This window comes from Flexivirga oryzae, assembly GCF_014190805.1.
GTDB classification, from domain to species: Bacteria; Actinomycetota; Actinomycetes; order Actinomycetales; family Dermatophilaceae; genus Flexivirga; species Flexivirga oryzae.
Genome location: NZ_JACHVQ010000001.1, coordinates 1414281 through 1435744, shown reverse-complemented (window position 1 = coordinate 1435744; position 21464 = coordinate 1414281). Strand labels below are relative to the sequence as shown.

The 21464-nt window shown below is 70.0% G+C and carries 26 protein-coding genes and 1 riboswitch; of the genes, 6 read left to right on the top strand and 20 right to left on the bottom strand.

Annotation, left to right across the window (positions count from 1 at the left end):
• Positions 1 to 2 precede the first annotated feature (2 nt).
• The 8 genes from lgt to hisI are packed head-to-tail and all read right to left on the bottom strand — an operon-like array spanning position 3 to position 6656.
• A complete protein-coding gene (lgt, locus tag FHU39_RS06635) occupies positions 3 to 1028 on the bottom strand; it encodes a prolipoprotein diacylglyceryl transferase (protein WP_343065757.1) in 1026 nt (341 codons plus the stop codon).
• Positions 1025 to 1837, bottom strand: a complete 813-nt coding sequence (gene trpA / locus FHU39_RS06630; RefSeq protein ID WP_183319618.1) for a tryptophan synthase subunit alpha — start codon at positions 1835 to 1837, stop codon at positions 1025 to 1027. The genes lgt and trpA overlap by 4 nt, the downstream gene beginning before the upstream one ends.
• The gene (trpB, locus tag FHU39_RS06625) at positions 1834 to 3051 is read right to left on the bottom strand and encodes a tryptophan synthase subunit beta (protein WP_183319617.1); all 1218 of its coding nucleotides are present in this window, start codon (positions 3049 to 3051) and stop codon (positions 1834 to 1836) included. The genes trpA and trpB overlap by 4 nt, the downstream gene beginning before the upstream one ends.
• Positions 3048 to 3836 carry an indole-3-glycerol phosphate synthase TrpC gene (trpC, locus tag FHU39_RS06620; protein WP_183319616.1) on the bottom strand — a complete coding sequence of 263 codons (789 nt, stop codon included), beginning with the start codon at positions 3834 to 3836 and terminating at the stop codon, positions 3048 to 3050. Before trpC ends, trpB begins: the two co-directional genes overlap by 4 nt.
• On the bottom strand, positions 3837 to 4103 hold the full coding sequence (locus FHU39_RS06615; RefSeq protein WP_183319615.1) for an HGxxPAAW family protein: 267 nt from the start codon (positions 4101 to 4103) through the stop codon (positions 3837 to 3839).
• A 41-nt stretch (positions 4104 to 4144) separates the two neighbouring features.
• Positions 4145 to 4741 carry a Trp biosynthesis-associated membrane protein gene (locus FHU39_RS06610; RefSeq protein WP_183319614.1) on the bottom strand — a complete coding sequence of 199 codons (597 nt, stop codon included), beginning with the start codon at positions 4739 to 4741 and terminating at the stop codon, positions 4145 to 4147.
• Complete coding sequence (locus FHU39_RS06605; protein WP_183319613.1) at positions 4738 to 6306, bottom strand: anthranilate synthase component I; 1569 nt, start codon at positions 6304 to 6306, stop codon at positions 4738 to 4740. Before FHU39_RS06605 ends, FHU39_RS06610 begins: the two co-directional genes overlap by 4 nt.
• Positions 6303 to 6656, bottom strand: coding sequence for a phosphoribosyl-AMP cyclohydrolase (gene hisI / locus FHU39_RS06600; RefSeq protein ID WP_343065756.1), 354 nt, complete (start codon positions 6654 to 6656; stop codon positions 6303 to 6305). Before hisI ends, FHU39_RS06605 begins: the two co-directional genes overlap by 4 nt.
• 92 nt (positions 6657 to 6748) lie before the next feature.
• Between hisI and FHU39_RS06595 the strand changes: the two genes are divergently transcribed.
• On the top strand, positions 6749 to 7393 hold the full coding sequence (locus FHU39_RS06595; RefSeq protein WP_183319611.1) for a TIGR03085 family metal-binding protein: 645 nt from the start codon (positions 6749 to 6751) through the stop codon (positions 7391 to 7393).
• Between the two features lie 43 nt (positions 7394 to 7436).
• On the opposite strand, the gene hisF is transcribed toward FHU39_RS06595, so the two are convergent.
• Positions 7437 to 8192, bottom strand: a complete 756-nt coding sequence (hisF, locus tag FHU39_RS06590; RefSeq protein ID WP_183319610.1) for an imidazole glycerol phosphate synthase subunit HisF — start codon at positions 8190 to 8192, stop codon at positions 7437 to 7439.
• 213 nt (positions 8193 to 8405) lie between these two features.
• On the opposite strand from hisF, the gene ectA reads away from it, so the two are divergent.
• The 5 genes from ectA to FHU39_RS06565 all read left to right on the top strand — a co-directional run bounded on the left by ectA (position 8406) and on the right by FHU39_RS06565 (position 12332).
• The gene (ectA, locus tag FHU39_RS06585; RefSeq protein ID WP_183319609.1) at positions 8406 to 8975 is read left to right on the top strand and encodes a diaminobutyrate acetyltransferase; all 570 of its coding nucleotides are present in this window, start codon (positions 8406 to 8408) and stop codon (positions 8973 to 8975) included.
• Positions 8976 to 9074: 99 nt separating this feature from the next.
• Complete coding sequence (gene ectB / locus FHU39_RS06580; protein WP_183319608.1) at positions 9075 to 10334, top strand: diaminobutyrate--2-oxoglutarate transaminase; 1260 nt, start codon at positions 9075 to 9077, stop codon at positions 10332 to 10334.
• A 53-nt stretch (positions 10335 to 10387) separates the two neighbouring features.
• Positions 10388 to 10777, top strand: a complete 390-nt coding sequence (locus FHU39_RS06575; protein ID WP_183319607.1) for an ectoine synthase — start codon at positions 10388 to 10390, stop codon at positions 10775 to 10777.
• Positions 10778 to 10823: 46 nt separating this feature from the next.
• A complete protein-coding gene (gene thpD / locus FHU39_RS06570; RefSeq protein WP_183319606.1) occupies positions 10824 to 11717 on the top strand; it encodes an ectoine hydroxylase in 894 nt (297 codons plus the stop codon).
• A gap of 63 nt (positions 11718 to 11780) precedes the next feature.
• A complete protein-coding gene (locus FHU39_RS06565; protein WP_343065755.1) occupies positions 11781 to 12332 on the top strand; it encodes a nucleoside/nucleotide kinase family protein in 552 nt (183 codons plus the stop codon).
• A gap of 27 nt (positions 12333 to 12359) precedes the next feature.
• Here the strand turns inward: FHU39_RS06565 and FHU39_RS06560 are convergent, their stop codons facing one another.
• The 11 genes from FHU39_RS06560 to fmt form a co-directional block, all read right to left on the bottom strand.
• Positions 12360 to 12764: a PH domain-containing protein gene (locus FHU39_RS06560; RefSeq protein WP_183319605.1), complete on the bottom strand. Its 405-nt coding sequence runs from the start codon at positions 12762 to 12764 to the stop codon at positions 12360 to 12362.
• 71 nt (positions 12765 to 12835) lie between these two features.
• Positions 12836 to 13687, bottom strand: coding sequence for an ATP phosphoribosyltransferase (hisG, locus tag FHU39_RS06555; protein WP_183320928.1), 852 nt, complete (start codon positions 13685 to 13687; stop codon positions 12836 to 12838).
• A 1-nt stretch (position 13688) separates the two neighbouring features.
• Complete coding sequence (locus FHU39_RS06550; RefSeq protein WP_183319604.1) at positions 13689 to 13952, bottom strand: phosphoribosyl-ATP diphosphatase; 264 nt, start codon at positions 13950 to 13952, stop codon at positions 13689 to 13691.
• Between the two features lie 87 nt (positions 13953 to 14039).
• Positions 14040 to 14507 (bottom strand): 6,7-dimethyl-8-ribityllumazine synthase, encoded by a 468-nt coding sequence (gene ribH / locus FHU39_RS06545; protein ID WP_183319603.1) that lies wholly within the window; start codon positions 14505 to 14507, stop codon positions 14040 to 14042.
• Positions 14504 to 15697, bottom strand: a complete 1194-nt coding sequence (ribA, locus tag FHU39_RS06540) for a GTP cyclohydrolase II (RefSeq protein WP_183319602.1) — start codon at positions 15695 to 15697, stop codon at positions 14504 to 14506. Before ribA ends, ribH begins: the two co-directional genes overlap by 4 nt.
• Positions 15694 to 16398: a nicotinamide mononucleotide transporter gene (locus FHU39_RS06535; protein WP_183319601.1), complete on the bottom strand. Its 705-nt coding sequence runs from the start codon at positions 16396 to 16398 to the stop codon at positions 15694 to 15696. Before FHU39_RS06535 ends, ribA begins: the two co-directional genes overlap by 4 nt.
• Entirely contained in the window at positions 16395 to 17006 is a 612-nt protein-coding gene (locus tag FHU39_RS06530; protein WP_183319600.1) for a riboflavin synthase, read from the bottom strand. Before FHU39_RS06530 ends, FHU39_RS06535 begins: the two co-directional genes overlap by 4 nt.
• Before the next feature lies 1 nt (position 17007).
• Complete coding sequence (ribD, locus tag FHU39_RS06525; RefSeq protein WP_425484763.1) at positions 17008 to 18018, bottom strand: bifunctional diaminohydroxyphosphoribosylaminopyrimidine deaminase/5-amino-6-(5-phosphoribosylamino)uracil reductase RibD; 1011 nt, start codon at positions 18016 to 18018, stop codon at positions 17008 to 17010.
• Between the two features lie 114 nt (positions 18019 to 18132).
• Positions 18133 to 18259, bottom strand: a riboswitch (FMN riboswitch).
• Between the two features lie 57 nt (positions 18260 to 18316).
• Entirely contained in the window at positions 18317 to 19000 is a 684-nt protein-coding gene (gene rpe / locus FHU39_RS06520; RefSeq protein WP_221185156.1) for a ribulose-phosphate 3-epimerase, read from the bottom strand.
• A 28-nt stretch (positions 19001 to 19028) separates the two neighbouring features.
• Positions 19029 to 20537: an RsmB/NOP family class I SAM-dependent RNA methyltransferase gene (locus FHU39_RS06515; RefSeq protein WP_343065754.1), complete on the bottom strand. Its 1509-nt coding sequence runs from the start codon at positions 20535 to 20537 to the stop codon at positions 19029 to 19031.
• Positions 20534 to 21463 carry a methionyl-tRNA formyltransferase gene (gene fmt, locus FHU39_RS06510; protein ID WP_183319599.1) on the bottom strand — a complete coding sequence of 310 codons (930 nt, stop codon included), beginning with the start codon at positions 21461 to 21463 and terminating at the stop codon, positions 20534 to 20536. Before fmt ends, FHU39_RS06515 begins: the two co-directional genes overlap by 4 nt.
• Position 21464: the final 1 nt, after the last annotated feature.

Sequence of the window (21464 nt, the reverse complement as noted above, 5' to 3'; positions counted from 1 at the left end):
GGTCAGTCTTCTGCCGGGTCGTCGTGGTTGCCGGAGCGCTCGGACCGGCCCGAGTCGGCCGCCGCCCGTGCGGTCGCCGTGCCATCGGCTGCGTCGTCCTCGCCTGCCGGCTCGTCGTCGGGTTCCGGCTCGTCGTCGGGTTCCGGAGCATCGGCGGCGCGCCCGTGCGCGGTCAGCGGAACGGGTTCGTAGGCGCCGTTCGGGTGTCGGCGTGCGCACATCAGGTAGCCGACGACACCGATGATGAACACCACCACGCAGACCCACACGTTGACCCGCTGGCCGAGGATGTGGTTCGCGGGGTCGTCACGCAGCCACTCCATCCAGATGCGGCCGCAGGGGTAGAGCGCGACATACAGGAAGAACGAGCGACCCCGACCCAGCCAATAGCGCCGGTCGAGCAGCACGATGATCAGCGCGATCACCAGGCAGAAGAACGACTCGTAGAGGAAGGTGGGCTGGAAGTAGCCCGCGACGATGGGATGGCCCGCGCTGTCGTGGACCGCGTGGCCGGCGCTCTCGTCCCACTGGTAGACCTTCAGCCGCCACGGCAGGTCGGTGGTGCGGCCGTGCAACTCGTTGTTGAAGTAGTTCCCCCACCGGCCGAGCGCCTGCGCCAGGATGACGCCCGGTGCCGCCGCGTCCGCGAAGTCGAGGAACCGCACGCCCTGTCGTCGACACCCCAGGTAACCGCCGAGGGCACCCAGTGCGATCGCGCCCCAGATGCCGAGCCCGCCGTGCCAGATCGCGAACGCGTCCCAGGGGTTGCCGTGCTTGCCGAAGTAGGGCTGCGGCGAGGTGATGACGTTGTAGATGCGACCGCCGATGATGCCGAACGGCACGGCCCACCAGGCGATGTCGTAGATCACGTCGCGTCGGTAGCCGCGGTCACCGAGCCGGCGCCCGGTCACCCAGATCGCGAGGACGATGCCGGCCAGGATGCACAGTGCGTACATGCGGATCGGGAAGGGCCCGACCCAGAAGACGCCCTTCGTCGGGCTCGGGAAGTATGACGAGCCCGCGATCACCCGCGCACCCCGTCGGCGAGCGACGCGGCCTTCTGGGCCAGCGTGGCCAGCCCCTCGTTCCGGTCGGCCGCGGTGACCAGGGTCGCCACGAGCGCGGAGCCGACGATCACACCGTCCGCGTAACCCGCCACCTCGGCGGCCTGCGCCTCGGTGGAGACGCCGAGGCCCACGCAGATCGGGGTCTCGGTCACCGTGCGCGCGCGTTCGACGAGCTGCGCAGCCTCACTGCCGACCGCTTCGCGTGCTCCCGTGACCCCCATGAGGGACGCGGCGTAGACGAATCCGCGGCACGCGGCCGTCGTGGTGACGAGGCGCTCCGGCGTCGAACTCGGCGCGATCAGGAAGACCCGGTCCAGGCCGTGCGTCTCGCTGGCGGTGATCCAGTCGGCGGCCTCGTCGGGCACCAGGTCGGGGGTGATCAGACCGGACCCGCCGGCGGCCGCGAGGTCCCGCGCGAACGCGTCGACGCCGTAGCGCAGCACGGGGTTCCAGTAGGTCATCACCTCGCAGGACGCGCCGGCGCCGGCGACGGCCTCGGCCGCCCGGAAGACGTCACGCACGTGCACGCCGGACGCGAGCGCCCCGGTCGCTGCGGTCTGGATGACCGGCCCGTCCATCAGCGGGTCGGTGTAGGGCAGGCCGATCTCCACGATGTCGACGCCGTTGCGGACCATGGTCAGCATCGCCTCGATGGAGGTGTCGACGTCGGGGTAGCCGACGGGCAGGTAGCCGATCAGTGCCGCGCGTCCCTCGGCCTTGGCCGCGGCGAGCGCGGCGGACACCCCGCTCACGTCTTGCTGCGTGCTCATCCTTGCGCCTCCCCCTCGTCGAGCAGGCCGAACCACTTCGCGGCGGTGTGCACGTCCTTGTCGCCGCGGCCGGAGAGGTTGACCAGGAGCAGGGCGTCCGGGCCGAGTTCGCGGCCGATCTTCATCGCCCCGGCCGCTGCGTGTGCGCTCTCGATCGCCGGGAGGATCCCCTCGGTCCTGGACAGCGCCTCGAACGCCGTCATCGCCTCGGTGTCGGTGACCGGGTAGTACTCGGCGCGACCCGAGTCGCGCAGGAACGCGTGCTCGGGGCCCACGCTGGGGTAGTCCAAACCCGCTGACACCGAATGGGATTCGATGGTCTGTCCCTCTTCGTCCTGCAGCACGTAGGTGTAGGCGCCGTGCAGCACGCCGGGGATCGCCTGACCGGTGAACCGCGCCGCGTGACGACCACTGTCCGGCCCGTCACCGCCGCCCTCCAGGCCGATCAGCCGGACGCCGCTGTCGTCGATGAAGCGGTGGAAGATGCCCATCGCGTTGGAGCCGCCGCCGACACAGGCCAGCACGGCGTCGGGCAGCCGGCCGTACTCGTCGAGCATCTGCGCCCGGGCCTCGACCCCGATGACCCGGTGGAAGTCACGGACCATCTCCGGGAACGGGTAGGGCCCGGTCACCGTGCCGAGCACGTAGTGGGTGTGCGCCACGTTGGCGACCCAGTCGCGGAACGCCTCGTTGACGGCGTCCTTGAGGGTGCGTGAGCCGTGGTCGACGGGGACGACCTCGGCGCCGAGGAGCCTCATCCGGGCGACGTTGAGTGCCTGGCGTTCGGTGTCGACCCGGCCCATGTAGACCGTGCAGTCCAGACCCATCAGGGCGGCCGCGGTCGCCGTGGCGACCCCGTGCTGACCGGCGCCGGTCTCGGCGATCACCCGGGTCTTGCCCATCCGCTTGGTGAGCAGCGCCTGGCCGAGCACGTTGTTGATCTTGTGCGAGCCGGTGTGGTTGAGGTCCTCGCGCTTCAGCACGACCTGCGCGCCGCCGCAGTGCTCGTCACCGAACCTGCGGACGCGGGTGATGATGCTCGGCCGGCCGGTGTAGCTGCGCTGCAACTCGGTCAGCTCGCCCACGAACGACGGGTCGGCCATCGCCTTGGCGCGGTGCTCGTCCAACTCCTCGAGGGCGGCCACCAGGGCCTCGGGCACGTAGCGCCCGCCATACGCCCCGAAGCGACCGAGCGGTGGAGTGGTCTGGGTCATCGGATCCCCTTGATCAATGTGCCGACGGCGGCCGCTGGCTCGCCGCCGGTGACGAGGGCCTCGCCCACCAGCACGGCGTCGGCTCCCGCCGCGACGTAGTCGGCGACGTCCTGCGGGCCGCGGATGCCGGACTCGGCGACGCGTACCCGGTCCTCCGGGACCTGCGACGCGAGCCGGGCGAAGACACCGCGGTCCACCTCGAGGGTCTTGAGGTTGCGGGCGTTGACACCGATCAGCTGGGCGCCGATCGCGAGCGCGCGGTCGATCTCGGCCTCGTCATGGGTCTCGACCAGTGCCGTCATGCCGAGTTCGGTCGCGTGCTGGTAGAAGTCGCGCAACTGGGCATCGTCGAGCGCGGCGACGATCAGCAGGATGATGTCGGCGCCGTGCGCGCGGGCCTCGTCGAACTGGTAGTGCTCGACCATGAAGTCCTTGCGCAGCACCGGGATCGACACCGCGGCGCGCACCGCGTCGAGGTCGTCGAGGGACCCGCCGAACCGCCGCGGCTCGGTCAGGACCGAGATCGCGGTCGCACCGCCGCGCTGGTATGCCGAGGCGAGCTGCGCCGGGTCCGGGATCTCCGCGAGGTCGCCCTTGCTCGGGCTGCGTCGCTTGACCTCGGAGATGACCTTGACCGGGCCCACAGCGCGGAAAGCCGCCAGCGCGTCGAGCGCGGGCGGCGCCTCCTGGGCCCGGCGGGCGATGTCCGGTGCGGACGTCGCGCGCCGTCGTTCGGCGAGGTCCTCGCGGACCCCGACGATGATCTCGTCGAGGACCGTGGACACCTAGGACGCCCGCTGCGCGTCGAGCTTGGCCTGCTCCTCGGGGGTGAGGGGCGGAGCGCTCGGCCGGTTGTGGTTGCCGAAGCCCATCTTGCCGAGGATCTTGCCGACCACGACACCGACGACGGCGAGCGCGCCACCGGTGTAGTAGAGCGGGTGCAGGCCCCAGGCCACGCCGATGCCCACGCAGACCGCCGCGACGAGCAGGAACGCCACAGTGGTCCAGCCGGCGACGCTGTGTCCGTGGTCCTCGTGGAATTCTTCGGCCATCAGCCGCTGCTCCTTCGATGAGTCGTGGAAAACGTCACCGATCATTCGGATCGGTGCCGTTCGTTGATTGTGTCAGACCCGTCCGGGAAGTCGGTCGGGTCCTCGCCATCCGAGAGCATGTCCCAGTCCGAGCGGGCCCGGACTGCGCTGGCGCCGGGGGCGTCATACCGGTTGGAGAGGCCGGACCAGGTGCGCGCTCCGAGGATCGCGAGCACCCCGGTGAGCACCAGCAGCACCGCGCCGAGCAGCGCCATCCAGGGCCAGACCGTCAGGCTCGCCGCGATGTTCCGGTCGCCGGTGTGCCCGGTCATCGTGGTCGCGACGTCCCCCAGGACGGAGCCGGGGTGGCGCACCGGGGCGAGGACCACGACCACGCTGACGACGCCCGCGAGCAGGGTGATGACCGCGGCGATCCAGCGCGGGATCCGTCCGGTCGTCAGGGTCGCGAGCACCGCGGCCGCACCGACCAGGGCCGAGGCGAGCAGTGCCGGCGCGGCCTTGCCACCGGACGCCGTGGTGTGTGCCTGCTGCAGCACCGCATCGGTCACCGAGCCGGACACCCAGGTGCGGGTGTTCGCGGCGATCATCAGGATCACGGCGAGCGCGCCGACCAGCAGTACCGACCGCTTGGACGTCACCCGATCCCCCGCATCCCGCTCGCGATCACCACGGCCCGCAGCGCGGCGGCCGCTTTGGTGCGGGTCTCCTGGTATTCGCTCTCGGGCACCGAGTCGGCGACGATGCCGGCGCCCGCCTGCACATAGGCGACCCGGTCCTTGATCAGCGCCGTCCGGATCGCGATCGCCATGTCGAGGTCGCCGGCGAAGTCGAAGTAGCCGACCACCCCGCCGTAGACACCGCGACGGATGCCCTCGAGCCGGTCGATGATCTGCATGGCGCGAGGTTTGGGTGCCCCGCTCAGGGTGCCCGCCGGGAACGTCGCCACGAGCACGTCGTATGCCGAACGGCCCGTGCTCAGCGTGCCGATCACCGTCGACTCCAGGTGCATGATGTGGCTGTACCGGCGGATCTGCATGAATTCGACGGTGTCGACGGTGCCGGCGTCGCACACCTTCTGCAGGTCGTTGCGGGCCAGGTCGACCAGCATCAGGTGCTCGGCACGCTCCTTGGGGTCCTCGAAGAGTTCGTCGGCCAGGTCCTCGTCCTGCTCCGGGCTCTTCCCACGCGGCCGCGAACCCGCGATCGGGTGCGTGATGACCTGCTCCCCCGTCACCTTCACCAGGGCCTCCGGGCTGGAGCCGACGACGTCGTACGTCGACCCGTCGGGGTGCGGCAGCCGCAGGAGGTACATGTACGGACTCGGGTTGCCGGCCCGCAGCGCGCGGTAGACGTCGAGCGAGTCCGCACCGCACGGCACGGAGAACCGTTGGGACACCACGATCTGGAAGGCTTCGCCGGAGCGGATGTCCTCCTTGGCGGCTTCGACCATGTCGTGGAACTGCTCACGCGTGTGCGTGCTGACCGGGGTCAGCTCGACCGGTTCGGGCACCGACACGGTGCTGGGCGCGTCGACCGCCAGCGCCTCCTGCATGGCGTCCAGCCGATCCACCGCGTCGGCCCACGCCTCGGCCGCCCGTGCGTCGGTGTTGTCGTAGTTGATCGCGTTCGCGATCAGCAGCACGCTGCCGTCGGTGTGGTCGAGGACGGCCAGGTCGGTCGCGAGGACCATGCCGAGTTCCGGCAACCGGAGGTCGTCACTGCCCGGCTCGGCGAGGCGTTCCCAGCGCCGCACGGCGTCATACGTGATGGCGCCGACGAGGCCGCCGGTGAGTGGCGGCAGGCCGGGGATGCGCGGGGTGTCCAGGACGCGCAGGGTGTCGCGCAGCACGTCCGTCGGGGTGCCGTCGACGGGCACGTCGACCGGTGGTGAGCCGAGCCAGACCGCCCGGCCGTCCTCCTCGCTCAGCGTGGCGCGGCTGTCCGCGCCGATGATCGAGTAGCGGGACCAGACGCCGCCGTGCTCCGCCGATTCGAGCAGGAAGGTGCCCGGCCGGTTGTCGGCGAGCTTGCGGTAGATACCGAGCGGGGTCTCGCCGTCGGCGAGCAGCCGGCGCACGACCGGGATGACCCGCCGCCCTGCCGCCAGCTCCAGGAACTGGGGCAGGCCCGGCCAGGTCTGACCCCACGCGGTCTCCGCGTGGACATCGGCGGCTCCGGCCGTCCGGGTGCTCGCGTCACTCATGCCGACACCGCCCCCAGGTCGGTGACGAAGCAGTTGTGGGCGCCGGTGTGGCAGGCCGGTCCGACCTGGTCGACCCGCACCAGGAGAGTGTCCCCGTCGCAGTCGAGCGCGACGGACTTCACGTGCTGCACGTGGCCGGAGGTGTCCCCCTTGCGCCAGTACTCCGCGCGACTGCGGGACCAGAACGTCACCCGACCGGTGGTGAGCGTGCGGTGCAGTGCCTCGTCGTCCATCCAGCCGACCATGAGGACCTCGCCGGTGTCGTGCTGCTGGATGACTGCGGGCACCAGCCCGGCAGCATCCCTCTTCAGCTGCGTCGCGATGTCTGGGTCGAGGGCCGTTGAACTCACGCAGTCATTCTGCCGCACCGATCTGCACGCGGGACGGGCACGGTCCGGTGCCGAACGCCGTGCGAGCGACGGGACTAGGACATGATCGGGGTATGCCGAAATTCGCCCACGCAGAACGCATCGGACTGTGTGACACGTTCCTGTCCACCGGGCCGGACGCACCGACCCTCTGCGGTGAGTGGACCACGCGGGACCTGGCCGCGCACCTGGTCGTGCGGGAGAACCGCCCCGACGCCGCGGCCGGGATGTTCCTGCCGATCGCCGCCGGCCACCTCGAGTCCGTCCAGCGCAAGGTGGCCGCCATGCCGTGGGAGAAGTTGGTGGACAAGCTGCGCAGTGGGCCACCACGGCTCAGCCCCTTCCGACTGCCCGGTGTGGACGAGAAGGCCAACCTGTCGGAGTTCTTCGTGCACCACGAGGACGTGCTGCGCGCGGGCGATCATCCGCAGGCACGGCGCGAACTGCCGGACGGGGAGCAGGCCGCCCTCTGGGGGATCCTGCCGCGCATCGGCGCGCTGACGCTGCGCAACGTGCGCACCGGCGTCGTCGCCGACTGCCCCGGCCACGGCCGACGCAGCCTGCGCGGCGCCAAGGACGACCACGGCAGCGTCGTGCTGCACGCAGCACCCGCGGAGGTGCTGCTGCACATCTTCGGCCGCGGCGCGGTCACCGACGTGGAGTTGGACGGGTCCGACGCCGACGTCGCGGCGTTCCGCGAGTCGTCGCTCGGTTTCTGATTCACCCCGACCGCACGAGCTCGTCCGGAGCCCCCGGCGGCCCTCAGCGCACCTCGTGGCCCGCGGCCCGCAGGGCGTCCTTCACGTCGCGGATGGTCAACTCGCCGAAGTGGAAGACCGAGGCCGCGAGCACCGCGTCCGCGCCGGCATCGACGGCCTCCACGAAGTCCTCCACCCGGCCCGCGCCGCCACTGGCCACGATCGGCACGGTGACCTCGGCACGCACCGCACGGATCAGCTCCAGGTCGAAGCCGTCCTTGGTGCCGTCGGCGTCCATCGAGTTGAGCAGGATCTCACCTACTCCGAGTTCGGCCGCACGAGCGCACCACTCGATCGCGTCGAGATCGGTGGACTTCAGCCCGCCGTGGGTGGTCACCTCGAAGTTGCCGTGCTGGGAGCGTCGTACGTCGGCGGACAGCACGAGCACCTGAGAACCGAAGCGGTCCGCGATCTCGGCGATGACCTCCGGTCGCGCGATCGCTCCGGTGTTGATGCCGACCTTGTCCGCGCCGGCCCGCAGCAGGCGGTCCACGTCGTCCACCGTGCGCACTCCCCCGCCGACGGTCAGCGGGATGAACACGTGCTCCGCGGTCCGGCCGACCACGTCGTAGGTCGTCTCGCGTCCCGCGGAGCTCGCCGTCACGTCCAGGAAGGTCAGCTCGTCGGCACCCTGGCGGTCGTAACGATCCGCGAGTTCGACCGGGTCCCCGGCGTCCTGGAGGTTCTCGAAATTCACTCCCTTGACCACGCGTCCGGCATCGACGTCGAGGCAGGGGATGACACGCACGGCAACCGTCATGGGTCAAGGATAGAGACCGCGCCGGAATCACCCGGACGTAGCCCGTCCCACATGATGAGATCGACTTTTCGCGCGGATCCGCCACACCTCTCGACGTCGAGCTATCCACGGCATCATGCGGAAACTGCGTTCCCCCAATCGAATTCGATGGCGGGTGACCAGCACCGATTCCGCTTGACTTGGCAGCACGAGCGCTTAACGTCGAGGGCAGTCATGCCGATACCAATCGAAGTACCGACCCGACCGCAATCCACCCACCACCGCACGACCCGTGCGCTTCGCTCGCACGTTCCCCGCACCGCCGCCCAGTCCGGGTTGGTGGTGCGACCGCCGGAACCGTCCGACGGGGCCCAGATGTGGGCGCTCGCCCGCGATGGCGGCGAGCTCGACCTGAACTCGTCGTACGCCTACCTGTTGATGGCCCGAGATTTTGCGACGACCTGCCGGATCGCGATGTCGGACAACGAGATCGTGGGCTACGTGCTCGGCTTCCGGCCACCGGAGCGGCCATCGCACCTGTTCGTCTGGCAGGTGGCTGTGCGCGGCGACCAGCGGGGGCGTGGCGTGGCTCGCCGGATGATCGGGCACCTGCTCGAGACCACGGAGTCGATCGACGCCCTGGAGGCGACGGTCGAGGAGACCAACAGCGCGTCACGAGCACTGTTCGGCAGCATCGCCCGCCAGCACGATGCGGAACTGACCTGGTCAGAAGGCATTCCGTCTGCGCACTTCCCCGACGGCCATGCCGGCGAGCCGATGCTGCGCATCGCCCCGTTGCGCTGATCGCCTGACCCCAGCAGCACTTTTCCGCCACGGACCACGCTCCGTGGCGCGCGTTCGGAGCGTCTGCCCGAACGTCATTCGATCGACCGAAGGATTGCCATGACCGTGACCACCGACACGACCACCCTCGAGTCCGGTGTCCGGAGCTACTCCCGCACCTGGCCCGTGACGTTCGAGCGCGCGCAGGGCAGCTTCCTGCACACCCCGGACGGGAAGGAGTACCTCGACTTCTTCACCGGCGCCGGAGTGATGAACTACGGGCACAACAACCCGATCCTCAAGGACGCGTTGCTGCAGTACTTGGCCGAGGACAACATCGTTCATTCGCTGGACATGTTCACCACGGCGCGCGAGGACTTCCTGGCCACGTTCACCGAGCAGATCCTGCGGCCACGCGGACTCGACCACACCGTCATGTTCCCCGGCCCCGGCGGCGCCAACGCCGTCGAGGCAGCGCTCAAGCTCGCCCGCAAGGTCACCGGCCGCGAGTCGATCATCAACTTCACCAACGCATTTCACGGTATGACGCTGGGCGCCCTCGCCGTCACCGGAAACTCGATGAAACGGGAGGGTGCGGGTGTACCGCTGGTGCACTCCACGCCCATGCCGTACGACGACTACTTCAACGGCGACATCCCCGACTTCGTCTACTTCGAACGTCTGCTGGCCGACTCCGGCTCGGGCCTCAATACACCGGCGGCGGTCATCGTCGAGACGGTGCAGGGTGAGGGCGGGGTCAACACGGCGCGCCTGGAGTGGCTGCGCCGGCTCTCGGAGATCTGCCGCGAGCACGAGATCCTGTTGATCGTCGACGACATCCAGGTCGGGTGTGGTCGCACGGGTGGCTTCTTCAGCTTCGAGGAGGCCGGCATCGTCCCCGACATCATCTGCCTGTCCAAGGCGATCAGCGGTTACGGCCTTCCGCTGGCCCTTACCCTGCTGCGGCCCGAGCTCGACGTGTGGGACCCGGGCGAGCACAACGGCACCTTCCGTGGTTTCGCGCCGGCGTTCGTGACTGCGGCGGAGGCGATCCGCACCTACTGGGCGGACACGACGCTGGAGGACTCCACGGTGACCAAGGGAGCCTTCGTCGAGGCGACGCTCAACAGCATCGTCGCCAAGCGTCCCGAGGGTGAGCTGACGGCAAAGGGCCGCGGCCTCATCCGCGGTCTGGAGTTCGCCGACCCCGACGCTGCACAGGCGACCTGCCGCAACGCCTTCGACGCGGGGCTGCTCGTGGAGACCTCCGGGCCGCGCGACGAGGTCATCAAGCTGCTACCGCCGCTGACGATCAGCGAGGACGAGCTGACCCGCGGGCTCGCGACCCTGCGCACCGCGACCATGGACGCGCTCGGCTGACGAACGCCGCTGCCCGCCATACGAATCCAAAGCCCACTCGAGAGGAACTTCCCATGCTGGTCCGCTCCATCGACGAGGTCACTGACACCGTCGACGACATCAAGACCGACAACTGGCGCAGCAAGCGCATCGTGCTGGCACGTGAGGGTGTCGGCTTCTCCGTGCACGAGACCACGCTGTACGCCGGGACCGTCAACGACTTCTGGTACGCCAACCACATCGAAGCGGTGTTCATCGTCGAGGGTGAGGGCGAGATCGTGAACAAGGCCACCGGTGAGCGGCACGCGTTGCAGCCCGGCTCGCTCTACCTGCTCAACGACCACGACAAGCACCAGGTGCTGCCGCGCACCGAGATGCGCACGGTGTGCGTCTTCAACCCGCCGGTGACCGGCCGCGAGATCCACGACGAGAACGGCGTCTACCCCTTGGTGCTCGAGGCCTGAGACGCCGACAGCACCACACGATCCACCCGGAAGGACTGCATTTCGTATGACGACCACGACCGCGACCCTCGATGCCTACCCGACCCGCACGCAGGGCGGTGAATTCCTTGCTCGGAGCCACCCGACGGTGTGGGGGTCGGGTACCGACGGCCCGTTCGACGACGTCGCGCTGAAGGCACATGCCCGTCGTGGTTACACGATCCTGCCGGACTTCATCAGCGCCGACGAGGTCTCGGAGTTCAACGCCGAGTTGCATCGGCTGAGCACCGACCGGTCACTTCTCGGTGACGAGCGGATCATCACCGAGAAGGTCTCGGGAGAGGTTCGGTCGATCTTCCAGGTCGAGCAGCTCAGTGCCCGGATCGACGCACTGACCCGTGACCCGCGGTTGCTTGATCGGGCGCGGCAGTTGCTCGGTTCCGAGGTCTACTTGCACCAGACCCGGATCAACTACATGCCGGGTTTCAAGGGCACCGGGTTCTACTGGCACTCGGACTTCGAGACCTGGCACGCCGAGGACGGACTCCCGGCACCGCGTGCGGTGAGTTGCTCGATCGCGCTGACCCGCAACTACCCGTTCAACGGCGGCCTGATGGTGATGCCGGGATCCCACGAGGTCTTCGTGCCCGGCGTCGGCGAGACACCGGCCGACAACCACGCGTCCTCACTGCAGGAGCAGACGGTCGGCGTGCCGAGCGAGGCGTCGATCGCGGCTCTCGCCGAACGCTGCGGGATCGACCAGTTCACCGGCCCGGCCGGTTCGGCGCTCTGGTTCGACTCGAACATCATGCACGCGTCGGCGAACAACATCACGCCGTACCCGCGGTCCAACATCTTCCTGGTCTTCAACAGCGTCGAGAACGCTCCGCAGCAGCCGTTCGCCGCAGCCGCCCCGCGGCCGAACCACATCGCGAACCGGGACGTCACCCCGCTGTCCTGATGCAGCCGGGTCGCCGGGCCGCTCGCCGTCAGGACCCGCCGCTCGCCCGCTAGGTTGCTCCGTGTGAGCGACGGACCCTCGGCCGAGCAGGTGGATCTCGTCGCGGGTCGTGCCCGCGCGATCCGCACCCGTCCGGCGATCGTCGCGATCGACGGGCGCAGCGGCTCCGGCAAGACCACGTTCGCCGCCGCCCTGGCCGCGCGGTTGCCGGATGCCGGCGTCGTCCACCTCGACCACATCTACCCCGGCTGGGACGGCCTGGCCGCAACCCCGGCGCTGCTGGCCGCGCAGGTGCTCGCGCCGCTACGTCGTCACGAACCGGCTGCGTTCCGCCAGTTCGACTGGGAACACGACGAATTCGGCCCCCTGGTCGCAGTGTCCCCGGCCGCTGTGGTGATCGTCGAGGGCGCCGGCAGCAGCGTCGGCCTCGCGCGACCGTATGCCGACCTCCGCGTCTGGCTGGACGCCGACGACGCCACCCGCAAGCATCGCGCGCTCGCCCGCGACGGTGACGCCTACCGACCGCACTGGCAGCGCTGGGCGCTCCAGGAGGAGCAGGTCTTCGGCGCCGACCGCACCCGCGAGCACGCCGACCTGATCCTGCGCACGCAGTAACGTCCGACCCTGCGCAAGCCGGCTCCTTCAGTCGTCGCGCGGGGGGCGGTTGTGGGCCTCGACGAGCGCCGCGAGCCGGCCGGCCTCCGCCTCGGCGAACGCACCGTCGGACCGCTGCACCGCCATCACCGCCAACGTCTCGGTGTCACTGAGTTCCAGGGTCAGCCAGGGTGCGCCGTTGCCGAACTGCACGTTGACGATCTCCGCCCAGTCCAGGTCGCGCGAGACGATCAGGTTGGTGACGTGAAGACCCTCCGGGGTGGGTGTCGCGTGCACGAAGGCGTACCGCAGCAGGAACGCCGCGACCGCCACCGCGAACGCGATCATGGCGACGGAGTCGGGGGTGTTCCAGCCGGTCACTCCCCCGTGCGGGATCCGCAGCGCCACGATGACGAACACCACGACGAGCGCGATCCCCACGCCGATGCTCACGAATCGCGACCTGCGCGGCCGGAACGTTGCATAGGCGGCCATCGCACGGCCGGAGTCCGACGTCACTGCCGTCACAACCGGCAGGCCGCGATCTCGGTGACCAGGATCGCCCGTGCGCCGATCTCGTAGAGCCGGTCCATCACGGCATTCGTGGATGACCGCGGCACCATGGAACGCACCGCGACATACCCCTCGCGATGCAGCGGCGACACGGTCGGCGACTCCAGACCCGGCGTCAACGCACAGGCCTGCTCGACCAGCTCGACCCGTATGTCGTAGTCCATCATCACGTAGCGGCTGGCCGTCTGGACACCCTGCAACCGCCGGATCAGCACTTCGACGGCAGCATCCGGCTCCGCCACCCGGTCCTGCGGCCGGATCAGTACCGCTTCGGAGTGCAGGATCGGGTCGCCGAAGACCTCGAGCCCCGCATTCCGGAGCGTCGTGCCGGTCTCCACGACGTCGGCGATCACGTCGGCGACTCCAAGGGTCACCGCCGTCTCCACGGCTCCGTCGAGATGGACCACGGAGGCGTCGATCCCCTTGTCCGCGAGGTCCTTACCGACCAGGCCGGCGAAGCTGGTCGCGATGCGCTTGCCGTCGAGTTCGTCGACCGACGAGATCTGTCCCGTCCGCGCGGCGTAACGGAAGGTGGACGCACCGAAGCCGAGCTGCATGACTTCGGTCGCGGGGGCACCGGAGTCGAGCAACAGATCCCGGCCGGTGATGCCGACATCGAGGTGACCGCGGCCGACATACACGGCGATGTCACGCGGCCGCAGGTAGAACAACTCCACCTGCTGCTCGGCGTCGACGACCACCAGTTCCTTGGACTCCCGACGCACACGGTAGCCGGACTCGCGCATGATCTGCGCACTCGCCTCGGCGAGCGCGCCCTTGTTGGGCATGGCGACACGGAGCATGTCAGAGGTGGGCATAGACGTCCTCCAGCGTGATGTCCTGGGCGATCATCAGCACCTGCAGGTGGTAGAGCAGTTGGCTGATCTCCTCGGCGGTCCGCTCCACGCCCTCATGCTCAGCTGCCATCCAGACCTCGGCGGCTTCCTCGACGATCTTCTTGCCGATGAAATGCACGCCGGCGTCGAGCTCACGCACGGTGCCCGAATCGGCGGGCCGATCCTTGGCCTTGGTCCTTAGCTCAGCAAACAGCTGATCGAACGTCTTCACGTCAGCCAAGGCTAATTGCACCGGACTTCACTGCTGCAGCTGGACCACACTCTGATCCCTGGTCGGATGGCGTCACGCCCGGCACGCTTAGCTCTCACGCAGGGTCATGGCGGTGGCCACGGCTGCCGTCGCCGCCTCGAACCCCTTGTCCTCGGCGGACCCCGGCAACCCCGCGCGGTCGAGCGCCTGGGCGTCGTCGTCACAGGTCAGCACCCCGAAGCCGACCGGGGTGCCGGTCCGGACCGACACGTCGGTCAGGCCGTGTGTCGCCGCCGTGCACACATAGTCGAAGTGCGGTGTGCCGCCGCGGATCACCACACCGAGCGCCACCAGTGCGTCGTATGACGGGGCGAGCCGCGCGCACGCCACCGACAACTCGAACGTGCCGGGCACCCGGACCACCTCGGCGTCCGGGATCCCGCACGCGTCGAGACCGCGCCGTGCGCCGTCGATCAACCCGTCCATCACCTGCTGGTGCCAGGAAGCCGCCACGACGGCCACTCGCAACCCGCTGCCGTCCACTGCTTCAGGGGCGGGCGCGCCGTGTTTACTCATGCTGTGTCTCCGAGGTGGTGGCCGAGGCGGTCCCGTTTGGTGTCCAGGTACCGGCTGTTGTTGACGGTGCGGCCGGTGACCAGCGGCACCCGCTCCACCTGCAGACCCAGCGCCGCCAGCTGCTTCTCCTTCTGCGGGTTGTTCGTCAGCAGTCGCATCGAGGTGATCCCGAGGTCACGCAGGATCGCGGCGGCGGCGCCGAACTCGCGGTCGTCGATCGGCAGTCCGAGCTCGGTCTGCGCGTCGACGGTGTCGAAGCCGCTGTCCTGCAGCTCGTAGGCGCGCAGCTTGTCGAGCAGGCCGACGCCACGTCCTTCGTGACCGCGCAGGTAGACGATCACCCCGCCGCCGGCGCCGATCCGCCGCATGGACTCGGTCAGCTGTGGACCGCAGTCGCACCGCGTCGAGCCGAATGCGTCGCCGGTGAGGCACTCCGAATGCACGCGGACGAGCGGTGATTCGTCGGAGATCCCGTGGGGTGACACCAGTGCCACGTGATCATGACCGGTGAGCAGGTCGGTGTACCCGAACATCGTGAATGCGCCGTGCGGCGTCGGCAGCTTCGTGCGCGCCCGGCACACCACCCGGTCGTGCAGCCTGCGCCAGGCCACCAGGTCCTCGATCGTGATCACGAGCAGCCCGTCCCGGGCGGCGAGCTCCTCGGCGTCCCCGAGCCGCATCATCGACCCGTCGTCGTGGACGAGTTCGACGATCGCGCCGACCGGGGAGCACCCGGCCAACCGGGCGAGGTCGACGGCGGCCTCGGTGTGGCCGGTGCGTTCGAGCACGCCTCCCTCGCGGGCACGCAACGGGAAGATGTGTCCGGGGCGGGTGAAGTCCGCCACCACCGAGCTCGGGTCGGCCAGCGTGGCAAGGGTCTTCGCCCGCTCGGCGGCGCTGATCCCGGTTGCGAGACCGGTCGCGTCCACGGAGATCGTGTATGCCGTGCCCTTCGGGTCCTGGTTGTCCTGCACCATCGGTGGGAGCCCCAGCCGATCGGCCACGGTATGTGTCATCGGCGCGCAGATCACGCCGGACCCGTGCCGGACGGCCCAGCCGATCCACCGCGCGTCCGCATGCTGCGCGGCCATCACGAGGTCGACCTCGTTCTCCCGGTCGGCGTCGTCCGCGACGAGCACCGGCCTGCCGGCGGCGATTTCGGCCAGGGCGGCCTCGATCGAATCTGTCATGACCTCACCAACTCTTCATCGACGTCGGACGGATCGCCCGCCCGACGGCTGACTCGCAACCACACGAAGAAACCCCAGATGACGAAACATGCGTAGAACGCGTAGAGCGCGGCCGACGGGTAGTACTGGAAGTGGATCAGCTCCGGGACACCGACGAGGTCGACCGCGATCCAGACCAGCCAGAAGTCGTTCCAGCCGCGCGCCATGGCGAACGTCGCCACGATCGAGCCGACGAAGATCCACGCGTCGGCCCAGTAGTACCAGCTCGGCGGTGTCCAGCCGACACCGATCACCCGGCTGCTCCACTGCACGAGAACCACTGCAACCAGCCAGAAGCCGAGATAACCGAGCCGCTCGGCGCCGGTGGCCCAGTGCGGTTGTACGGCCGGGGCGTCCGGGCGACGACCGGCCTTGTTGCGCTGCCAGATCCACCACCCGTAGATCGAGGTGATGATGAAGAACACCTGCCGGCCGGCCTGGCCGAACATCACCTGTCCGCCGTGGGCGGTGAAGCCGAGCGCGAAGAAGACCGTGAAGAGCAACGCGTTGCCGACGATCCCGACCGGCCAGGCCCAGACCTTGCGCCGCATGCCGCCGATGGCCGAGGCCAGCCCGAAGAGGTTTCCGACGATCTCCCGCCAGGTGATGCCGTGCCCGCCGATGGTGATCGACGCGTCGTAGAGGCGCTCGAAGAAGTTCACTGCTGGTCTCCTCGCTGCCCGTTCAGTCCGACCATGCGCTCGACGTACTTGGCGAGCACATCCACCTCGATGTTCACCGGGTCGCCGATCGCACGCTCCCCGAAGGTCGTCAGCTGCAGCGTCGTCGGGATCAGGCACACCGTGAACGCGTCAGCCGTCACCGAGGCGACGGTCAGGGAGACGCCGTCCAGGGCGACCGAACCCTTCTCGGCGACGTATGGCGCCAGCGCCGCCGGCAGCGACAGCCGTAACTCGGTCCAGTGCTCGTGCTCCTGCCGGCCGAGCACCTCGACGACACCGTCGACGTGCCCTTGCACGATGTGGCCGTCCAGCCGTCCGTCGGCGCGCATGGCGCGCTCCAGGTTCACCTGCCCGCCGGGCGTCAGCGCCCCCAGGCTGCTCCGGTCCAGGGTCTCGGCCATCACGTCGACGGTGAACTCGTCCGTGGTGTGTTCCACGACCGTCAGGCACACCCCGTTGACCGCGATCGACGCACCGTGCTCCACCTGGTCGAGCACCCTGTGTGCCTCGAGTGTGAGCCGAGCCGAGTCGCCCTGTCGCTCGATCGCTTTGGCTCTTCCGAGCTCTTCGACGATGCCGGTGAACACGTCACTTCCTCCGATAGGTGAGTCGCACGTCGTCGGCGAGTCGCCGGATGTCGTGCAGGGTCCAGTGGGCGGCGTCCGACAGGGTGTGGACACCGAGATCGGCCACGGCGGCAGTGCCGGAGCCGAGCAGTACGGGTGCGACATACACGACGACTTCGTCGACGAGACCGGCCCGCTGGAAGGCGGCGCCGAGTGTCGCACCGCCTTCGAGCAGGACGGACCGGACGCCGCGTGCGTGCAGGTCCTCGAGCACGACCTCCGGCTCGTGGGTGCGCAGGTGCACCGTCGGCGCGGCGTCGTCCAGCACCCGTGCCGCCGCGGGAAGTTCCCGCTCGCCGACGACGACCCGCAACGGCTGCGGCCCGGTGACGGCACCGGCCGCGGAACGTGCGGTCAGCTGCGGATCGTCCGCGAGCGCGGTGCCGGTGCCGACCATGACGGCGCCCACTCGGGCCCGCAGTTCGTGCACTTCGGCACGGGACTCGGGGTTGCTGATCCACTGGCTCGTCCCGTCGGCCGCGGCCGACCGGCCGTCCAGCGTCATCGCGAACTTCCACACCACCCAGGGCCGTTCGTGGGTGACCGCGAACGACCAGGTCTCGTTGAGGGCTGCGGCCTCGGCGGCCAGCACACCGCCGTGCACCTCGATCCCGCGGTCGCGGAGCACCGCGGCGCCGCCCTGCGCGACCGGGTTCGGGTCCTCCTGCGCGTAGACGACCCGGGACACGCCGGCCGCGCTGAGTGCTGCGGTGCACGGTCCGGTGCGGCCCTGGTGGGCACATGGCTCGAGCGTGACGTAGGCGGTGGCGCCGCGCGCGAGCTCACCGGCGTCGGCGAGTGCCACCACTTCGGCGTGCGGCGTCCCGGCGCCGGCGTGCCAGCCTCGGCCGACGACGGCCTGGTCACGCACGATCACGCACCCGACCCGCGGGTTGGCGTCGGCGACGGGGCCGCGCGCGGCCAGTTCGAGGGCAGCGCGCATCGGCTGCTCGAAAGCTGAGGGGTGCTGCACCGCCTCGTCACTCCTTCCGGTCCGGTCTCACCGGCTCCGGGGATGACGAGCGGTTGCGGTCGGCCAGGATGGCTGGCCTTGCACTGCCGCCGGGGTCTGCCAGAGGGCACACCCCACGTGCGCCTCCCATCCGGACTTTAACCGTCGGTCCTGGAGTTCCACCAGGTCAACCGGCTGCCGAAGCAGTCGGGTCGCGGACTATCACCGCCGGCTCGGAATTTCACCGACCCCGGAGCACGTTCGGCAACATTATGACACTGCAGTCAAGCCCTGCCGCAAGGAGCGTCCACCTGGTGAGTCAGCGGTGGCCGGCGCACGCCTGCGCGAGGCCGCGCAACTCCTCGACCGCGGCGGCTGCGTCCTCCGCCCCGTAAACGGCTGAGCCTGCGACGAATACGTCAGCGCCGGCCGCCGCGCACTGTTCGATCGTGGAGGCGGCGACGCCGCCGTCGACCTCGATGCGGATCTGGCCGCCGCGCCGGCCGATCGCCTCCCGGACCTCGCGCACCTTCGGCATCTGGTCGGCCATGAAGCTCTGCCCGCCGAACCCCGGCTCCACGGTCATGACCAGGACCATGTCGACCACGTCCAGCAACTCCTCGTACGGCGCGAACGGTGTCCCCGGCTTGAGCGCCATACAGGCCTGCGCGCCGGCCGCGTGCAGGTCCTTCGCCAGCGTGCGCGGGTCACGGGCCGCCTCGATGTGGAAGGTCACACTGTGTGCCCCCGCCTCCGCGTACGCGGGCGCCCACCGGTCCGGGTCCTCGATCATCAGGTGGCAGTCGAGCGGGATCGGGCTGACCCGTTGCAGTGCCTCGACGACGGGCAGCCCGAGGGTGAGGTTGGGCACGAAGTGGTAGTCCATCACGTCGACGTGCGCCCAGTCCGCGTTCGCGATCCGGTGCAGGTCGCGCTCGAGATTGGCGAAGTCGGCCGACAGGATGCTCGGTGCGATCAGCACGCGTCCTCCAGGTTTTCTCATGACGAATCGTGGTGCGGTATCTGCTAATTCACTTCTTGCGCAGCAGCGCGAAGAACATCGCGTCGGTGCCGTGCAGGTGCGGCCACAGCTGCACCGCCGGCCCGTCACCGAGATCGGCGAGCTGTGCACCTGCGGCGTCGCGGAAGAGCGGCCGCGCGTCCTCGACGACGACGTCGTCACGGCCCGCGGTCACCGAACGGACCACCTCGGTGGTCTCCGCGACGTGCGGGCTGCACGTGACGTAGGCGACGACACCTCCGGGTTTGGCCGCGTCCAGGGCCGAGGTCAGCAGGTCCGACTGCACGGTGGTGAGGTCGGTGACGTCGCTCGGTGTCCGTCGCCAGCGTGCCTCCGGCCGGCGCCGCAGCGCGCCGAGACCGGTGCACGGTGCGTCGACCAGGACCCGGTCGTAGGTGTTCGGCTCCTCCGCGCCGAGCTCACGGCCGTCGCCGGTGCCGATCATGACCTCGGCACCGGCGTCGATCGCGGCGCGCATGGTCCGCCGCACCAGCTCGGTGCGGTGCTCGCTGACCTCGTTGACGAAGACGGTGACGTCCGGTCGGTCGGCCGACAGCGCGGCCAGCAGTGCCGCCTTGCCACCCGGCCCGGCGCACAGGTCGAGCCACTCCTGCGGCCCCTCACCCTCCCGCGGCGCCGCGGCGAGCGCGAGCGCGACCAGCTGAGAACCCTCGTCCTGCACCGCCGCCCGGGTCTGCCGGACGGCCGGTATGTCGGCCGGGTCACCGCCGGGCAGCACCGCGCCGACGGGTGACAGGGTGGACGCCTCGGCGCCGGCGTCGACCAGCTCCTGCACGGTCGCGAGACCCGGACGGGCGACCAGTGACACCGCCGGTGCGGCGTTGTCCGCCTCCAGTAGCGCGACCAGCGCATCGTCCAGGCTCGCCTCGTCGGCCACTCCCCCGGACCGCAACGCTCCGCGCAACGCCCGCACCACCCAGGCCGGGTGCGAGTACTCGACGGCGAGCGCGTCCTCAAGGGACCGGCCGGCCGTGACCTCTCGGACCCACTCCTCGCGGGTGCGCTCGGTGATCCGCCGCAGCACGGCGTTGACGAAGCCCGAGGCCCCGGTGCCGTTCATCTCGCGTGCCAGGGCCACCGTCTCCGAGGCGGCGGCGTGCGACGGGACCCGCATGCCGAGGATCTGATGGGCGCCGAGACGCAGCGTGTCCAGCACCGGCGGGTCGATCTGCCCGACCGGTCGCCCGGCCGCGAACTCGATGACGGCGTCGTACAGCCCGCGCATCCTGATGGCGCCGTACGTCAGCTCCGTGGCGAACGCGGCGTCCCGTCCGTGCAGGTCCGCCGCCCGGAGCACCTTCGGCAGCTCCAGGTTGGCGTAGGCACCGTCGGCCACCGACCGCATGACCTGCCACGCAGCCTTGCGGGTGGGGTCGCCGCCGCGACGCCGGTCCGCCGGCCGGACGGCGGTGCGGTTCTTGCCGCCGGCGCGTCGTGACGCGGGGCGCTGCCGGCCGCGCTCGTCGCGGTACCCGCCAGGTTGGTCGCTGTTGTTCACCCGAAAGTCTCTCCTTCGTCGACCCGCACACCGCGGGCCCAGTCCGCACCGGGCATCGCCTTCTTGCCGTGCGGCTGGACGACATCCAGCCGCACGGGAGTGCTGCCGGTGCCGACATACACGGCCTTCTTGGTGGCGCGCAGTTCGCCCGCTGCCGGCTGGATGTCGTCCGGCGCGCTCGGCGTCAGGCCGCCGATCTTCAGGCGTGTCCCACGGAACGTCGTCCACGCACCCGGTGCCGGCGTACAGGCTCGAACTCGTCGGTCGATGGCGAAAGCCGGGTCGCTCCAACGGATCTCACCGTCGGCGGCGGTGATCTTCGGCGCCATGGAGACACCGTCGGCGGGTTGCGGCACCGGGGCGATCGAACCGCTCTCCAGCCCGTCGAGTGCTGCGACGAGCAGTCCCGCGCCCGCTTCGGCCAGCCGCCCCAGCAGGTCGCCGCTGGTGTCGGCCGGGCGGATCGTCTCGGTCATCGTGCCCAGCACGGGACCGGTGTCCATGCCTTCTTCGAGCAGGAAGGCCGTCGCGCCGGTCACCTCGTCGCCGTGCAGGATCGCGTGCTGCACCGGGGCGGCGCCGCGCCAGGCCGGCAGCAGCGAGAAGTGCAGGTTGACCCACCCGAGGCGCGGTATGTCGATGACCCTGCGTGGCACCAGTGAGCCGTAGGCGACCACCGGGCACACGTCCGGTTGCAGCGCCGCCAACTCCTCGGCGAAACCCGGGTCCTTGGCCGACCGCGGGGTGAGCACCGGCACGCCCAGCTCCGCACCGAACTCGCCGACCGGTGACGGGCGCAGGGCGCGGCCCCGACCGGCCGGCGCGTCCGGACGCGTGACCACGCCGACGATCTGGTGCGGGGACGCCGCGATCGCGCGCAGGCTGGGCAGCGCCACCTCGGGTGTGCCGGCGAAGACGACACGCATG

Excerpts from the sequence above, each read along its gene's own strand:
- ribA (WP_183319602.1), bottom strand. The coding sequence starts at position 15,697 with ATGACAGATTCGATCGAGGCCGCCCTGGCCGAAATCGCCGCCGGCAGG.
- FHU39_RS06605 (WP_183319613.1), bottom strand. The coding sequence starts at position 6,306 with ATGAGTGACGCGAGCACCCGGACGGCCGGAGCCGCCGATGTCCACGCG.
- ribH (WP_183319603.1), bottom strand. The coding sequence starts at position 14,507 with ATGAGTAAACACGGCGCGCCCGCCCCTGAAGCAGTGGACGGCAGCGGG.
- thpD (WP_183319606.1), top strand. The coding sequence starts at position 10,824 with ATGACGACCACGACCGCGACCCTCGATGCCTACCCGACCCGCACGCAG.
- ectB (WP_183319608.1), top strand. The coding sequence starts at position 9,075 with ATGACCGTGACCACCGACACGACCACCCTCGAGTCCGGTGTCCGGAGC.
- fmt (WP_183319599.1), bottom strand. The coding sequence starts at position 21,463 with ATGCGTGTCGTCTTCGCCGGCACACCCGAGGTGGCGCTGCCCAGCCTG.
- rpe (WP_221185156.1), bottom strand. The coding sequence starts at position 19,000 with ATGAGAAAACCTGGAGGACGCGTGCTGATCGCACCGAGCATCCTGTCG.
- trpB (WP_183319617.1), bottom strand. The coding sequence starts at position 3,051 with ATGACCCAGACCACTCCACCGCTCGGTCGCTTCGGGGCGTATGGCGGG.
- FHU39_RS06575 (WP_183319607.1), top strand. The coding sequence starts at position 10,388 with ATGCTGGTCCGCTCCATCGACGAGGTCACTGACACCGTCGACGACATC.
- ectA (WP_183319609.1), top strand. The coding sequence starts at position 8,406 with ATGCCGATACCAATCGAAGTACCGACCCGACCGCAATCCACCCACCAC.
- FHU39_RS06615 (WP_183319615.1), bottom strand. The coding sequence starts at position 4,103 with ATGGCCGAAGAATTCCACGAGGACCACGGACACAGCGTCGCCGGCTGG.
- hisF (WP_183319610.1), bottom strand. The coding sequence starts at position 8,192 with ATGACGGTTGCCGTGCGTGTCATCCCCTGCCTCGACGTCGATGCCGGA.
- trpA (WP_183319618.1), bottom strand. The coding sequence starts at position 1,837 with ATGAGCACGCAGCAAGACGTGAGCGGGGTGTCCGCCGCGCTCGCCGCG.
- hisG (WP_183320928.1), bottom strand. The coding sequence starts at position 13,687 with ATGCTCCGTGTCGCCATGCCCAACAAGGGCGCGCTCGCCGAGGCGAGT.
- FHU39_RS06595 (WP_183319611.1), top strand. The coding sequence starts at position 6,749 with ATGCCGAAATTCGCCCACGCAGAACGCATCGGACTGTGTGACACGTTC.